Origin of the sequence: Pseudoalteromonas 'SMAR' (genome assembly GCF_048515945.1) — a bacterium.
Lineage (GTDB): Bacteria > Pseudomonadota > Gammaproteobacteria > Enterobacterales > Alteromonadaceae > Pseudoalteromonas.
This window is the reverse complement of sequence record NZ_JBLWMW010000015.1, coordinates 73,345-88,369: the sequence shown is the minus strand read 5'-3', so window position 1 is coordinate 88,369 and position 15,025 is coordinate 73,345. Positions and strand designations below refer to the sequence as shown.

Annotated in this window: 13 protein-coding genes and 1 pseudogene; 11 read left to right on the top strand and 3 right to left on the bottom strand. The window is 48.2% G+C overall.

Translation table 11 applies throughout. The annotated features are described in order from the left end of the window. The 5 genes and pseudogenes from rplP to ACNKW2_RS08555 form a co-directional block, all read left to right on the top strand. A partial coding sequence (rplP, locus tag ACNKW2_RS08575) for a 50S ribosomal protein L16 (RefSeq protein ID WP_419148180.1) occupies positions 1 to 305 on the top strand: 305 nt, incomplete at its 5' end. Next, entirely contained in the window at positions 305 to 496 is a 192-nt protein-coding gene (rpmC, locus tag ACNKW2_RS08570; protein WP_010376372.1) for a 50S ribosomal protein L29, read from the top strand. The genes rplP and rpmC, both read left to right, overlap by 1 nt. Then, positions 496 to 753, top strand: a complete 258-nt coding sequence (gene rpsQ / locus ACNKW2_RS08565; RefSeq protein WP_336567893.1) for a 30S ribosomal protein S17 — start codon at positions 496 to 498, stop codon at positions 751 to 753. The genes rpmC and rpsQ (ACNKW2_RS08565) overlap by 1 nt, the downstream gene beginning before the upstream one ends. 66 nt (positions 754 to 819) lie before the next feature. Then, positions 820 to 1,043: pseudogene (rpsQ, locus tag ACNKW2_RS08560) on the top strand (30S ribosomal protein S17). Between the two features lie 759 nt (positions 1,044 to 1,802). Further along, positions 1,803 to 5,264 carry a PAS domain-containing hybrid sensor histidine kinase/response regulator gene (locus ACNKW2_RS08555; protein ID WP_419148179.1) on the top strand — a complete coding sequence of 1,154 codons (3,462 nt, stop codon included), beginning with the start codon at positions 1,803 to 1,805 and terminating at the stop codon, positions 5,262 to 5,264. Here the strand turns inward: ACNKW2_RS08555 and ACNKW2_RS08550 are convergent. Both ACNKW2_RS08550 and ACNKW2_RS08545 read right to left on the bottom strand, forming a co-directional pair. After that, a complete protein-coding gene (locus ACNKW2_RS08550) occupies positions 5,261 to 5,923 on the bottom strand; it encodes a response regulator (RefSeq protein ID WP_419148178.1) in 663 nt (220 codons plus the stop codon). The genes ACNKW2_RS08555 and ACNKW2_RS08550 overlap by 4 nt on opposite strands. Before the next feature lie 141 nt (positions 5,924 to 6,064). Then, positions 6,065 to 8,347 (bottom strand): TonB-dependent receptor, encoded by a 2,283-nt coding sequence (locus tag ACNKW2_RS08545; RefSeq protein WP_419148177.1) that lies wholly within the window; start codon positions 8,345 to 8,347, stop codon positions 6,065 to 6,067. Positions 8,348 to 8,579: 232 nt separating this feature from the next. On the opposite strand from ACNKW2_RS08545, the gene ACNKW2_RS08540 reads away from it, so the two are divergent. The 5 genes from ACNKW2_RS08540 to ACNKW2_RS08520 are packed head-to-tail and all read left to right on the top strand — an operon-like array spanning position 8,580 to position 13,212. After that, on the top strand, positions 8,580 to 9,884 hold the full coding sequence (locus tag ACNKW2_RS08540) for a GntP family permease (protein WP_419148176.1): 1,305 nt from the start codon (positions 8,580 to 8,582) through the stop codon (positions 9,882 to 9,884). A 13-nt stretch (positions 9,885 to 9,897) separates the two neighbouring features. After that, positions 9,898 to 11,073 carry an E22 family MetX-like putative esterase gene (locus tag ACNKW2_RS08535; protein ID WP_419148175.1) on the top strand — a complete coding sequence of 392 codons (1,176 nt, stop codon included), beginning with the start codon at positions 9,898 to 9,900 and terminating at the stop codon, positions 11,071 to 11,073. Between the two features lie 14 nt (positions 11,074 to 11,087). After that, entirely contained in the window at positions 11,088 to 11,843 is a 756-nt protein-coding gene (locus ACNKW2_RS08530) for a 3-hydroxybutyrate dehydrogenase (RefSeq protein ID WP_419148174.1), read from the top strand. 8 nt (positions 11,844 to 11,851) lie between these two features. After that, a complete protein-coding gene (locus ACNKW2_RS08525; protein WP_419148173.1) occupies positions 11,852 to 12,556 on the top strand; it encodes a CoA transferase subunit A in 705 nt (234 codons plus the stop codon). Beyond that, positions 12,556 to 13,212 carry a CoA transferase subunit B gene (locus ACNKW2_RS08520; RefSeq protein WP_419148172.1) on the top strand — a complete coding sequence of 219 codons (657 nt, stop codon included), beginning with the start codon at positions 12,556 to 12,558 and terminating at the stop codon, positions 13,210 to 13,212. Before ACNKW2_RS08525 ends, ACNKW2_RS08520 begins: the two co-directional genes overlap by 1 nt. A gap of 48 nt (positions 13,213 to 13,260) precedes the next feature. Here the strand turns inward: ACNKW2_RS08520 and ACNKW2_RS08515 are convergent, their stop codons facing one another. Beyond that, positions 13,261 to 13,908 carry a DUF2959 domain-containing protein gene (locus tag ACNKW2_RS08515; RefSeq protein WP_336567883.1) on the bottom strand — a complete coding sequence of 216 codons (648 nt, stop codon included), beginning with the start codon at positions 13,906 to 13,908 and terminating at the stop codon, positions 13,261 to 13,263. Positions 13,909 to 14,047: 139 nt separating this feature from the next. Here ACNKW2_RS08515 and ACNKW2_RS08510 point away from each other — a divergent pair, with 139 nt between their 5' ends. Next, on the top strand, positions 14,048 to 14,995 hold the full coding sequence (locus ACNKW2_RS08510; protein ID WP_419148171.1) for a virulence factor BrkB family protein: 948 nt from the start codon (positions 14,048 to 14,050) through the stop codon (positions 14,993 to 14,995). Positions 14,996 to 15,025 lie beyond the last annotated feature (30 nt).

Here is a 15,025-nt window from a genome sequence, read left to right as displayed (position 1 = left end):
CTGGCCGTGGCCGCATGACTGCTCGTCAAATCGAAGCAGCTCGTCGTGCTATGACACGTCACATCAAGCGTCAAGGTAAAATCTGGATCCGTGTATTCCCAGATAAGCCAATTACAGAAAAGCCGCTAGAAGTTCGTATGGGTAAAGGTAAAGGTTCTGTTGAATACTGGGTTGCTGAAATTCAGCCTGGTAAAGTACTTTACGAGATGGAAGGTGTTTCAGAAGAGCTTGCTCGCGAAGCATTCAACCTAGCTGCTCGTAAATTACCTTTCAAAACAACATTTGTAACTCGGACGGTAATGTAATGAAAGCTAGCGAACTTAAAGACAAAAGCGTAGAAGAGCTAAATGCTGAACTTCTTGAGCTTCTTCGTGAGCAGTTCAACCTGCGCATGCAAGCGAGCACTGGTCAGCTAGCTCAAACTCACGAGCTTAAGAAAGTACGTCGCAATATTGCGCGTGTTAAAACGGTTATCAACCAGAAGGCAGGTGCATAATGAGCGATAAGATCCGTACTCTACAAGGTCGTGTACTAAGCGACAAAATGGACAAATCAATCGTTGTTGCTATCGAGCGTCAGGTTAAACACCCGATCTACGGTAAGTTCATCAAGCGCACTACGAAAGTACACGCGCACGATGAGAGCAACACGGCACTAGCAGGTGACATCGTGACTATTCGCGAATGCGCACCTATCTCTAAGAATAAATCTTGGACACTAGTTGACGTGATTGAACGTCCTAAGAAAGCTTAATTTTAGTTTTTAACTAAATTAAATTTCTTATACAAAGCCCCGGCAACTGCCGGGGCTTTTGTTTTTGTGGTGTTTAAAGTATTTGTGCTTATCGAGCGTCAGGTTAAACACCCGATCTACGGTACTCTTACCGAAAAGAAAGCATCAAGCGCACTACGAAAGTACACGCGCACGATGAGAGCAACACGGCACTAGCAGGTGACATCGTGACTATTCGCGAATGCGCACCTATCTCTAAGAATAAATCTTGGACACTAGTTGACGTGATTGAACGTCCTAAGAAAGCTTAATTTTAGTTTTTAACTAAATTAAATTTCTTATACAAAGCCCCGGCAACTGCCGGGGCTTTTGTTTTTGTGACGATTAGAATTTGAACCTTAGTTCTAGCTGTCCTCCTGACAGGTTTCAACGCCCTTCCATGGGCGTAGACTGACTTATCGATGCCGCCCAAAGAAAAGTAATCAAAAGAAAGGGCACTCCCAGCACCACACTAATACCAGTTTGATTAATTAAAGGGTCGATTCTGAGGCAAGTAGTCTTTGCCAATACCTTGTAATTGCAGTCGTCTTTTACTGTGGAGAATTGGTTTAGCTGTCCTCCTGACGGGTTTCAACGCCCTTCCATGGGCGTCGACTGACTTTTCTTTGCTTGCCCAAAGTAAAGTCAGCAAAAGAAAGGGCACTCCCAACATCACACCGGGAACCTCAAGCCAGCAGCCAATTTTAACGTTACCAGCATGTAAGGGCCGTCCTTGGCCCTGACATGCTTTTTCGCGCTATCCCGGCGCGAAATAAGTTAATTGGCTGCTGACTTGAGGGTGTGATGAGGGAGATAGATGGTGCTGCAAGTTGTTTTTTATCCTATTAACTCTTTCATTGCTGGTAGAACGGTAGAACGGTAGAACGGTAAAGCGAGTAGTCCTTATTGCTTTGGATTGTTGGTGGTTTCGCTGGCTATCGTGTAGGGGAAGGTGAGTAGCACTAAAGTGTGCTGTCTTTTTAGTCTGGAGGCGGTATGCTTAAGAAAACAATAATAAAATCATCGCAGCTATGTTTTCTATTGGTCTTATCAGCCTGATTGCGCTGATTTATTTGGCATTACTGTTCACCATCGCGTGGGGGGCAGACAAGCTTAGCATGCGCTTTAATTCGCATCGTGTTAAGCAGGTAACCTATGCCTTGTCGTTGGGAGTCTATTGTACTTCGTGGGCGTTTTTTGGCACTACGGCGCAGGCGGCCAATAATGGTTGGTGGTTAGCCCCGACCTACCTTGGCACCATATTATTGTTTCTTTTTGGCTGGCAGGTGTATACCCGTATTGCCGAGATCTGTCGCCAGCAACAGTTAACCTCAATGGCTGACTTTATTGCTACCCGTTATGGCAACTCTTCCAGTTTATCTGGCTTAGTGTCTTTGATCTCAGTGATTGCGGTGGTGCCCTATATCGCACTCCAGCTTAATGCTACCAGTGCCAGCATTGCTATGTTAACGCCGCAAAGTGAACGCATCAGTATCGCTTTTTGGCAAGATAGCACTTTTTATATCACGCTTTTGTTAGCCCTATTTGCCATTTTGTTTGGCGCTAGACGATTGCGACCGAGTGAGCATAACCCAGGGTTAATGACGGCCATTGCATTTGAGTCTTTAATCAAGCTGTTTGCCTTTATCGCAGTTGGGGTTTACGTGTGTTTTTTCTTATTCGACACCCCCATGAGCCTACTTCAACAAGCGCAAGCTCAAGGCGTTGCCCGTGATATTGCAGCCACGGCTAGCCCAATTTATGTCTATTGGGTGCATGTGCTGCTAGGGCTGTTGGCCACTTTGTGCTTACCAAGACAATTTCACACGGCATTTATTGAATATGATGAGGAGAAGCAGTTCCATACTGCCCGTTGGCTGTTTCCTGTTTATCTGCTGTTGATCAATCTATTTATTCTCCCTATCGCTTACGCAGGGCTGGTTTATTTTGATGGCCAAGACGTCGGTTATGATACCTTTGTGTTGGCGTTACCACTGGCTTCAGACTCGCCATGGGTAGCGTTAGTGGCATTTCTTGGCGGCTTCTCTGCGGCAACCAGTATGGTCATTGTCTCTGCCATTGTGTTGTCGATTATGATCACCAATGACTTTATTAATCAGTTTTTATTACGCCGCTCCCAGTTGCATTCAGGTCACCGCGGTTTGTCCAAATTTAATTTATTGAATGCCCGCCGTGTGGTGATTGTGCTTATTTTACTGTTGAGTTATGCCAGCCACCGCGTCTTGGCCGAAGGCAATACCTTAGCCAATATGGGGCTCATGTCTTTTGCCTTAGTGGCGCAGTTTGCTCCGGCCATGGTAATAGGCTTATGGTGGCGAGGCGCGTCACGACAAGGAGCGCAATGGGGAATTTTAACGGGCTTTGCGATTTGGTTTTATACCTTGCTGATGCCGAGTCTGTTTACTGGCTTCAATTATCACGTGGAGTGGTTACAAACAGGGCCACTTGATCTTGCTTGGTTGGCTCCGCAAGACTTTCTTGCTTTAGGGCTCGACCCCACTACTCAGTCTGTGCTGTTATCTCTAACGGCCAATGTACTGGTTTACATTTTAGTGCCGTTTGTCAGTGCGGCGCGACTGCCAGAGCGCTTACAAAGCAATAAGTTTATCCTGCAGTCAAAATCTTCTCAGCCCAACCGAGCGTTGTTAAGTTATCAAGATTTGGCGACCTTATTGCAGCGCTTTAGTGAGCAAAGTCGTGCCCAAGCGCTCGTTGAAGCCCATTTCCCCATGCCGCAATCGCGTTGGCGAGAGCCGGCACCGCTTGCGGTTGAGCAATTAATTGAGCGGGAAATGTCGACCTTGGTGGGCGGGGCATCGGCCAAGCTGATTATGGATGTAGCAAAAGACGAAAAACGTCAGCCACTGGAGCAGGTGGCTGATTTTGTCGATGAAGCTTCTCAAGTGCTGCGCTTTAATCGTGACTTACTACAAGCGACCATTGAAAATGTCAGTCAAGGGATCAGTGTGGTGGACAATCAACTGCAACTGGTGGCTTGGAACCAGCGTTACTTGGAAATGTTTAATTACCCTGACGACGCTTTGTTTATTGGTCGTCCCGTGGCTGAGCTGATCCGCTTTAACGCCGAGCGCGGCTTGTTTGGTCAAGGAGATATAGAACAGCAGGTCGAAAAACGCCTTACTCACCTGCGCCGCGGTAGCGCCTATCGCTATCGTCGTGAGCACAAGGATGGCCGAGTCTTTGAAATGCAGGGCAACCCTTTGCCAGGAGGCGGCTTTGTTACCACCTACACCGACATTACCGAGTTTGTCGAGCAGCAAGCGCAGCTGCAACAGGCCAATGTGAATCTAGAAGAAAAAATCGCTGCTCGCACCAAAGAGCTTATTGCCACCAATCATGCCCTAAGTGAGGCTAAGCGTCAGGCGGAGCAAGCCACAGAAAGCAAAACCCGCTTTTTTGCTGCCGCCAGTCACGACTTACTGCAACCCTTTAACGCCGCGAGCTTATTTTGCTCACTAATGAATGAAAAAGCCCAGGGGACAGAGTTAGCTGAGCTGTCGCAGAGTATTAAAAGCTCCTTATCCAGTGCCGAAGAGTTACTATCCAGCATTTTGGAGCTCACCAAGCTCGAAGCGGGGGCGTTTAAGGTTAATATCAGTCGTTTTTCTTTGCATGCTTTTCTGTTACAACTGAGCAATGAGTACGGTGCTTTAGCCAAAGACAAGGGCTTGCAATTTCAAGTACAGTATGCCGATGTGGTGCTGGAAACCGATAAAGCACTACTTAAACGCGTGATTGGCAACTTATTAAGTAACGCCATTCGCTATACCGAGCAAGGGGCCGTGCGCTTATTAACGGAAACACAAGGCAGTAGCGTATCGATTATTGTTGAAGACACTGGGGTGGGGATTGCTAAGCAAGATCAAGAAGCCATTTTCCAAGAGTTTAAACAGTTGCACAGTAAAGAACTGGCGCAAGGGTTGGGGCTGGGACTGGCCATCAGCAAACGTATTTGCCATGTGTTAGCAATTCCGATGACTCTGGGGTCGCAGCTGAATAAGGGCACACAATTTACTCTTACCTTGCCATGTTACTACGATCAAAGCAAGGCGGCTCCAGAAACCACCACAGAGAAAACCACTGGCGATACTCAGTTGGCGGGGCTGCGTATTTGGCTGCTCGATAATGACGCGGCGGCTCTTGCGGCGCTATCGCAAGTGTTAAAAAGCTGGGGCTGTGAGGTTGAGGTGGCCAGTAACCAAGCTCAGTTGGCTGACTTAGTGGCGACAACTACGGCGGATATCTTAATTGCGGATTACCAGCTCGACCATGGCGTAACTGGACTCGATGTCATTACGGCATTGGAGCTTGATAGCATGGCCACCATCATTAATACCGCCAACCACGATGAAGCGATCCGTGAGCGGGTCAGTGATGCGGGTATGCCATTGTTGTATAAACCGCTGAAAACTCCAGCATTAAAGCGCATGTTAAAGCGTTTAAAACCTTAGCTGGCATCATCCTCAGAGTGCACCGCCGTGGCCAATTGGTTAAATAAAATACCAGCTTGGGTGCGGTTGTAGACGTTTAGCTTTTTCAAAATGGCAGAAACATGCTGTTTGATGGTGGTTTCTTGAATCGACATGGCGTAAGCAATTTGCTTATTCAACAAGCCATCGGCAATCATGGTTAACACCCGATACTGCTGTGGCGTCAGCTTTTCCAAATTACGGGCAAAGTTGGCTTGCTCTGAGTCGGGTGCTTGGTTAATGTCCATCACCGTAGGCAGCCAAGTTTCTCCTTCTAGCACCTGTACAATCGCGGCGCCTATAACATCCAGCGAAGAAGACTTGGGTATGTAGGCACTGGCGCCAAGAGCAATGCATTGACTCATAATGGCAGTCGACTCATTGGCAGAGACCATAATAACCAAAATATCGGGGTATTGGTTGCGTAATCTGGCTAAGCCTTCTAGACCTCGTGCACCAGGAATGGATAAGTCGAGAAACACCAACTCGGTCTCTGGGTGCTGTTCAAGCATTTCGAATAGGGCATCGAGCGTACTCGCCTCTTTGATGGGCTCATTGCCTATAGCTTGTGCGGCGGCCTGTTTTAAGGCGCTGCGAAATAGCGGGTGGTCATCAGCGATAATGGCTTGCACCTGTGACATCCTTTGGTAACTCCTAGTAGCTGTTGTTATAGGTTATTTCCTTAACCACATCAAGTGATTGCGATACGAGGGGGAAGCCTTGCACGCAACTTGGGAAGTGGCATGAACACTGGGGATATCCATGCCACTTATGGGCTGCGCCTAGAAGCGGTAAGCCACAGTCAGAGACACAGTTCTAGGATCGCCATAATAGCCAATCAAGGTATTATCGCCGCCTAGCCCTGGGGTGTATTTACTGACATCACTTGGGTCACTAGGATCCGGGGTGACGAACTGATAGCCACCAATCATGTACTCTTCGTCGGTGAGGTTTTTCGCATGTAATCCAACTCGCCAATTACCATCGGTGCTGTACCAATTCACGCTGAGGTTGACTAAGCCATAGCTGTCTTGGGTCAACAGGCTGTCTTCTTCAAATAACACATAGTCACCGCGATGGTAGTAGTTGGCATTCACCACCCAATCACCAATCTCACTGTACACTTTGTACGTCGCGCCTAAGTTGAAGGTCAACTCAGGGGTGTTGGAGATAGTAAAGCGGTCTGATTTATCGAACGTTGCGCCAGTTTCTGGATCGGTATCGAGTACTTCCTCAAAGTCACTATCAATGTAACCCAGTGAAGCATCAAAGCTGAGGGCATCGCTGGCGACATAACTGAGCTCGGCTTCAATACCATTAGCGCTCGACTCACCAATATTACCTAGACGCTGATTCAGGTCGGCACTGGTATCGCCTGGCAAAACGGAAATATATTGGCGATCTTTATGGTCTAGAGTGAATAGGGTGACGTTAGCTCGTAAGTTGTCATTCCACTCGCTCTTCATCCCCACTTCAAATGAGTCAACCACTTCTGGGTTTGCTGCTGGCTCAGCGGTACTGGCTCGAGGGTTGAAAGTACCAGACTTAAAGCCTTGTGCGTAGCTGGCAAAGAACATGATATCGCGGTTGTATTGATACTCGACGCCTACTCTAGGAGTAAAGCGAGACCAGTCTTTATCATCATCTAATACGGTGGGCACTAACTCACCAGAGGGGCGCGTATAACCTGGGACCCAATTTGACTCGGGATACACAGTATTAAAGATAAGACCATTATTAACTTTTGCTTCTTTACTGTCGCGGGTATATCGGGCCCCTACAGTAACTGACCACTGCTCGGTTAAATCCATAGAGCCTTGAATATACGCGGCTCTACTGGTTGAGTTATTACACCCACTTACTTCTCGAGTTAACCCTGGCTGTCCTAGGCTTTGCCCGAATATTTCCAAAATAGCTTGGAATTGGCCACAGGACTCGCCATCGTAATAATACAAACCCGAGACCAATTTATAGCTGTCACCTATATGGTTAAGCTGGATTTCATGGGTGGTTTGCTCATCGTCATAAATGGCGGGAACATCGAAAATGCGTAGCGACGTGTTGTCAAAATCGATGTTGGTTGGCGAGTAACTATCACGTGCCGCGCCCACGTACTTTATTTCCGTGCTGTCAGAAATATCATAACGTGCGGTTAGACTGTAGCCTTCCAGCTCTACCTTATTCCAAGTGGGTAGGCTGGTGTAAGAGTCGTACACGCTATCGGGAACTGGGGCGTCGGTCAGTAGGCTTGGCAATAAGCGGAAGCCACCTTTTGAGTTGGAGTCGTCTTCGGTTTTATCCCACGCTAAACGGAAAAACAAATCATCACTTGGGCGGTATTCTAATGTCAGGCGTGCCGCTTGCACCTCTTTGTTGTAGTTCTCATTATCTTGGTTTGCCAGTGCCGAGGTTTTAAACTCGCCAAAGCCATCGCGATTTAAATTAGCATAGCCATAACCAAGGTAGAGGGTATCTTCGACTAAAGGCAGCTGGCCGGTGATTTTGATATCGCGTTGGTTATAGCTGCCAACCGTGCCCTCAATATTAAAGGTAGCATCCCCGGTCATTTCTTTGGTGACGTATTTAATCGCGCCACCAATGGTGTTTTTACCGTATAAAGTCCCTTGCGGTCCACGCAACACTTCCACTTGTTGGACATCTAATAGATCGAGTACAGCACCTTGCGGTCGTGCCAGATAGACGTCATCAATGTATATGCCAACGCCAGGCTCATAACCCCAAAGCGGATCTTGTTGACCCACCCCACGAATAAACGCGGTGAGAGTGGAGTTAGTACCACGACTGGCTTGCAAGGTGGTGTTAGGAGAAAACTGTTGCACTTCCGAGAGCACGGAAATGCCATTTTCCATTAAGTCAGTGGCGCCAATGGAAGTCACTGCAACCGGGACCGTTTGCAGGTTTTCAACCGTTTTACGCGCAGTAACCTCAATGCGCTCTAATTTACTTTCTGATGTGTCAGACTCTTCGGCTGTGACCACCGCTGTTTGCAATGTTGCAATAACAGCGAGGGCGATAGCTGAGTATTTGGGCTGATAAATGTTCATCCTGTGTTCCCTATTATTGTCGTATTGGGTGCTTGTTGTCATGCAACAGAATAGGGCAGTTGGCTAGATTTTGTATTAGTACCTTAGTACTAAGTGCGTGTTAGGCTAGGATTAACAAGGCGTGTAGCGCACCTATAACCTTAGTACTATGGTTTTTATGGCCCCTGCACGCCACACTGATATTCATCAACAGCATACCTCATTGGTATCAATAACAATAAAAGGAATCGCTATGCTCAGTATGCTTGGACTGGTAGGGGGACTCGGCCTATTAATTTGGCTGACGCTTCGTGGCGTTAATTTGTTTATCGCCGCGCCCTTGTGTGCATTACTGGTTGCTTTGACCAGCAACTTGGCTGTTTTCCCATCTGCAGAAGCTTCCAGCAACTTTCTTAGTTTGTACATGGATGGCTTTGCCGGCTTTCTTAGCGCCTGGTTTTTCATGTTTTTGCTCGGTTCATTATTTGGCAAGTTTATGGAAGACAGTGGCGCCGCAGACAGTGTCGCCCGTTACATTGTCGATAAGTTAGGAATGAAACACGCGGTACTGGCTGTAGTCATTGCCTGTGCGGTACTCACGTATGGCGGTGTCAGCGTGTTTATTGTGGCGTTTTCGGTGTATCCCATGGCATTGAGTTTGTTTAAAGACGCCAACCTACCGCGACGCTTTATTCCTGCCACCCTGGCGTTTGGCTCGGTGACCTTTACCATGACCTCAGCAGGCTCCCCAGAAATTCAAAACTGGATCCCCATCAAGTATCTGGGGACCTCGCCCTACGCCGCTTGGGAAGTAAGTTTAGTGGTGGCTACCTTTATGGCCATTACCGGTTACTGGTGGTTAAAGAAAATGATCAACAAGGCCGTTGCCAACGGTGAGCAGTTTGAGGCCAGAGGCGACGACCCTGAAATTCATGAGCGCGACTACCCCCATCCAATCACAGGCGTTGTACCGCTACTAGTGGTACTGGCTTTGTCGTTCACTTTACACGATGTGCTGCAGCAAAGTGCGTTAATTGTGGCTTTGCTCGGCGGTGTATTAAGTATTGTCGCCATTAATTTTAAGCACTTCCATGATATGGCTGGGGCTATCAACCTCGGGACGACAGGTGCTTTGGTGGCGATTGGTAACACCAGCGCGGTAGTAGGGTTTGGCGCCGTAGCCAAAAACACCGAAGCGTTTCAACTGGCCGTCGATATGATGACGCAAATGCCTGGCAATGAGCTGTTAGGTGCCGCCATTGCGGTGAGCGTGATTGCCGGATTGACGGGTTCGGCATCGGGCGGCCAGGCCATCGCCTTACCCTTGGTTGCGCCACATTATATTGATGCCGGCGTTAACCCTGAGCAACTCCACCGCGTGGTTGCCATCAGCTCCGGTGCCCTAGATACCTTGCCCCACAATGGTTATGTGGTGACCACCATCCGCGCTATTTGTAAAGAAACACACCAGCGTGCTTATTGGTCAATGGCGGCACTAACGGCAGTGATACCGCTTATTGGCGTGGCCTTAGCCTTAACACTATTCATTTTATTCTAAAGGAGTACTGCACATGAAACGGGTCTTTTTATCGCTGCTATTGCTGCTGAGCTGGGTGAGCCTAGCTGCAGCGAATAGCACCATACTGGTGGAGAAGCAGTCTTTTGCTATACCGAGCTTTACTACCGAATCGGGCGTCACTATCAAAGACGTAAAAGTCGGATGGGAAAGCTATGGCACCCTAAATGCCGATAAAAGCAATGTTATTTTGATCACCCACTTTTTCTCTGGCACCTCTCATGCTGCGGGTAAATACCGCGAGTCGGACCCTGCTGCGGGGTATTGGGATGCCATTATTGGCCCAGGTAAAGCCATCGATACCAACAAGTATTTTGTTATTAGCTCCGACACCTTGGCCAATGCCAATTGGCATAATCCCGATGTCATCACCACAGGGCCGGCATCCATCAACCCAGAAACCGGTAAACCCTATGGTTTAGACTTCCCTGTGGTCACCATTGGCGATTTCGTTGAAGTACAAAAGCAACTGCTTGATAGCCTAGGGGTAGAGAAGCTGCATGCGGTGATCGGTGCCTCAATGGGATCATTTCAAGCGCTGGAGTGGGCGGTACGCTATCCCGAGCGCGTTGAGCGGTTAGTGCATGTAATTGGCGCTGCGAGAATGGACGCTTGGACTGTGGCAGCATTAGAGAAGTGGGCATTGCCCATTCGTCTTGATCCGAACTGGAATGGCGGCAATTACTACGAGGGTGAGCGACCACTGGCAGGCCTGAGTGCCACCATGTTGAACATTACCCAAGATGCTATGCACCCGGCCATTTACCAAGCCAGCTTTCCCAATTTTAAAGTGCTCGATGAAGGCGCCCGCAAGGATATTCGCGCCTTACCAAAGCTGAGCCAAACACTGGCGGCACGGGCGTTAGCTCGGGCGAAAACGCAAGACGCCAACTCGGTTTTATATTTGGTGAGGGCGTCTCAATTATTTACTGCGGGAATGCAAGAGAACTTCTCGGCGGCGCTGGATAAGATCCAAGCCAAAGTATTACTGATGCCAGCCAGTAACGATCTCTTACTGCGCCCTGAGCCCGTACGTCAATTGGCTAAAACATTGAAAGAAAAAGGTAAAGCCGTAGAAGTGAGGGAAATCGAGGGGATCTGGGGACATCTAGACGGTATTTTTTCTATTGCCAGTCAGGCTGACACCATTGAACAGTTTTTGGCGCAATAATCACAGAGGTAACTATGAAAACGGCACTTATTACCGGGGCGGCCAGTGGCATTGGTCGACACCTAGCGATAACCCTGAGTAAACAGCAATACAACTTGCTATTGGTGGATTTGAACCTTGAGCAAGCACAACAAGTGGCAGAGGATATCACTCAGCTGGGCGGTCAAGCACAAGCATTTAGTCTTAATATTGCAGATAAACAAGCCATTGCCAGCTTTGTGGCCGAGCACAACTACATTGATGTGTTGATCAATAATGCTGGGGTTCAGCATGTTGAGGCATTAGAAAGTTATCCCGAGGATAAATGGCAACTGCTCCAAGACGTTATGTTGACCGGGCCCGCCATGCTTTGCAAAGCGGTGTTGCCGCAAATGCGTCGTGCAGGCAGCGGTCGTATTGTTAATATTGGTTCGATTCATGCCTTGGTGGCGTCAAAATACAAATCGGCTTATGTCGCAGCAAAACACGGCCTGATGGGGTTTGGCAAAGTGCTAGCATTAGAAACCGCCGATGCCGATATTACCGTCAATACCGTGTGCCCGGCTTACGTGAAAACCCCGCTGGTGGAGCAGCAAATTGCCGCCCAAGCCAAGCAGCATGGCATCAGTGAAGATGAAGTGGTGAACAATATTATGTTGGCGCCAATGCCGAAGAAAGCCTTTATCGGACTCGATGAAATTGCTCATGCGGTGCAGTTTTTATTAGCTAATGAAGCGCGCAATATCACCGGTCAAGCCATCGTGCTGGATGGTGGTTGGACAGTGCAATAGGAGGCGGTATGGCAGGATTTGATAAAGTGGTAAGCAGCTACGAAGAGGCCATGAAAGGGCTGAGTTCTGGCATGACAGTGATCGCCGGTGGGTTTGGCTTATGTGGCATTCCCGAGGGCCTGATCCAACAAATTAAACGCATGGCTTGTAACGACTTAACCGTGGTATCGAACAACTGCGGGGTGGATGGTTTTGGCTTAGGAATTTTGCTGGAAGATAAGCAGATCAGCAAGATGGTGGCCTCCTACGTCGGTGAGAACGCCTTGTTTGAACAACAGCTATTAAATGGTGAGTTAGCGGTTGAACTCACCCCACAAGGCACATTGGCTGAAAAAATGCGTGCTGGTGGTGCCGGGATCCCCGCTTTTTATACCGCCACAGGTGTCGGCACCCCAGTGGCTGAAGGCAAAGAAGTGAAACGCTTTGCGGGCAGAGACTATATTTTAGAGCCCAGCATTACCGGCGACTTTGCCATTATTAAAGCGTGGAAAGCAGACCGTTATGGCAATTGCGTTTTTCGCCATACGGCAATGAATTTTAATCCCATGGCTGCCACTGCAGGCAAAATCACCGTGGTGGAAGTGGAGCACATTGTCGAGCCTGGCGAGCTTGAGCCGAGCCAAATCCATACTCCAGGTATTTATGTTGACCGCGTTATTCAAGGTCAGTTTGAAAAGCGCATCGAAAAACGCACTGTTCGGGAGGAAGGCTAATGGCATTAACGCGAGAGCAAATTGCAATGCGGGTAGCGCAAGAGTTGCAAGATGGTTTTTATGTCAATTTAGGCATAGGGATACCGACACTGGTTGCCAACTATGTTCCTAGCGGTATAGATGTGATGCTGCAATCGGAAAATGGTTTACTGGGCATGGGAGAATACCCCACCGCCAGCACAGTCGATGCCGATATGATTAATGCCGGTAAAGAGACGGTCACGGCGCGCACCGGGGCGGCGATATTTAGCTCGGCAGAAAGCTTTGCCATGATCCGTGGCGGTCACGTTGATTTAACCGTATTAGGGGCCTTTGAAGTTGACCAGCAAGGCAATATTGCCAGCTGGATGATCCCTGGAAAGTTGGTGAAAGGCATGGGCGGTGCTATGGATCTGGTCGCCGGAGCGAAAAACATTATCTGTACCATGACTCACGCCAATAAGCACGGCGAGTCTAAGCTATTATCACAATGCACTTTGCCCCTCACAGGGGTGAACTGTATCAACAAAATCGTCACCGACTTGGCATTGTTAGAAGTCAAAGAAGGCGCTTTTCACTTGCTTGAGCGCGCCCCTGGTGTCAGTGTGGAGGAGATACAAGCAAAAACCGCAGGTGAACTGGTATGCCCAGAGAGCGTGCCAGAAATGCAGTTTTAATAGACCTGCCGCCGATAGCTCTTGCTATCGGCAACCACGCTTATTGTATTACCCACGGTTGGCATTCATTTCAGCGATAAACTTATTAGAATCTTCAATGGAGCGGTTCATATCGGCAATCAGCGCGCTGATATCGCGTTTCAGGCCGGTAAATTCACCTTTGATGGCGCTAATGGCTTGGGCATTTAAGTTATGCTTAAGATACAACACATTATCTTGTAGAGAATCTAAGACCGGTTGCATTTTTGCTTCACTGCTGCGCATGGATCGTAGCAGGCGTTCAAATTGTCGCTGCGTGCTACTCAGTTGTCTGGCACTTTGGCGCTTTAACTTATCGCTGGAGTATTGCTCTAGCTCATCTGCCCATTCATCAAACAAGGCATTGGCAACGTCCTCAACCTTGTTGATATTGCTGCTAACGGCCTCAGCTGCGGCCATACTGGCTTGGTAATCATCATTTAACAGCTCATACGCCTCTTGCAGTTCGCCACCGTCAAAATTAATCAAGGTGGTTAAGCGCTCCAGCGCAGACTGAAACTCTTGCTGTGACGCTTGTTGTGACTCTTTGGTTTCTTCTACTCTGTCGACCAAAATCTCGCGTTTGTGAACACCGAATTTTTCCATGGTGGCATAGTAGGCACTTTGGCAACCCGTGATAAAGAGTAAAACCACGGCGCTTAAAATGAGTTTCTTCATAGCGGCTCCTGTGTGAAGAAAAGCGATCAAAACTTGCGGCAAACGCTGATATTGACCACCATTATAATGATTTAGCGCTATAAATTATGGGTGGGATTGTTATCATGTGTAAAGTAAATAATGAATTAAAAGCACGAATATGATGGATAGAATTGCCGAGATGAAAGCCGTTGCATGGCGCTTTTTACAAACTCAACCAAGCTGGTGGCGGCATTACAGTAAACGCTGTGCTGAAGATCAGATCATGGTGAATGCCGGCTATTTGGCCTATGTGACGCTGCTCTCTTTGGTGCCATTAATCGCTGTGGGGGTGGCCATTTTCTCGGCTTTTCCTGGGTTTGAGGATGCTCGAGTCGCCATCGAAAACTTTATCTTTACCAACTTTGTACCCACTTCAACTGACACCATCAAAGAGCACATTAGCGCCTTTACCGGCAATGCCAATAAGATGACTGCCGTTGGCGTGAGCTTTCTGGCAGTGGTTGCACTGTTGCTTATCCGTAATGTTGATGCCACCTTAAATCGCATTTGGCGGATCGAGAAAAAGCGGCCATTAATGATTTCTTTTGCTATTTACTGGATGGTGCTGACATTGGGCCCTGTGCTGTTAGGGGCCAGCATTGGTATGACTTCTTATATTGTCTCCTTGGTATCGTTCGCTGATAAGGGGATCCCTGGCTTTAGTGGTGCCATCTTAGGAGTATTGCCTTACCTTATTTCCATGGTGGGCTTTGTTATGCTCTATACTTTAGTGCCTAACACCAGTGTTTCGTTTCGTGCAGCCATACCCGGGGCGTTTTTTGCAGCATTATTGTTTGAGCTAACAAAAAAAGGCTTTGCCATGTATATCAGTCACTTTCCGTCATACGAAGTGATTTATGGTGCCTTAGCTACCGTGCCCATTTTATTTGTCTGGGTGTATTTATCTTGGATAGTGGTGTTATTGGGAGCCGAATTTACCGTGTGCATAACCCAGTATATGGAAGACGCAGGGTTAGACACCAATTCAAAATTTGATCCACCAGAGGCGCCAGCGTCAGCGCAAAGTGAGTCGATAAACAGCCCGGCACACAAAGACTCAGCGTGACCGAGTAACAGGGTTGCCATGGCTTACCTC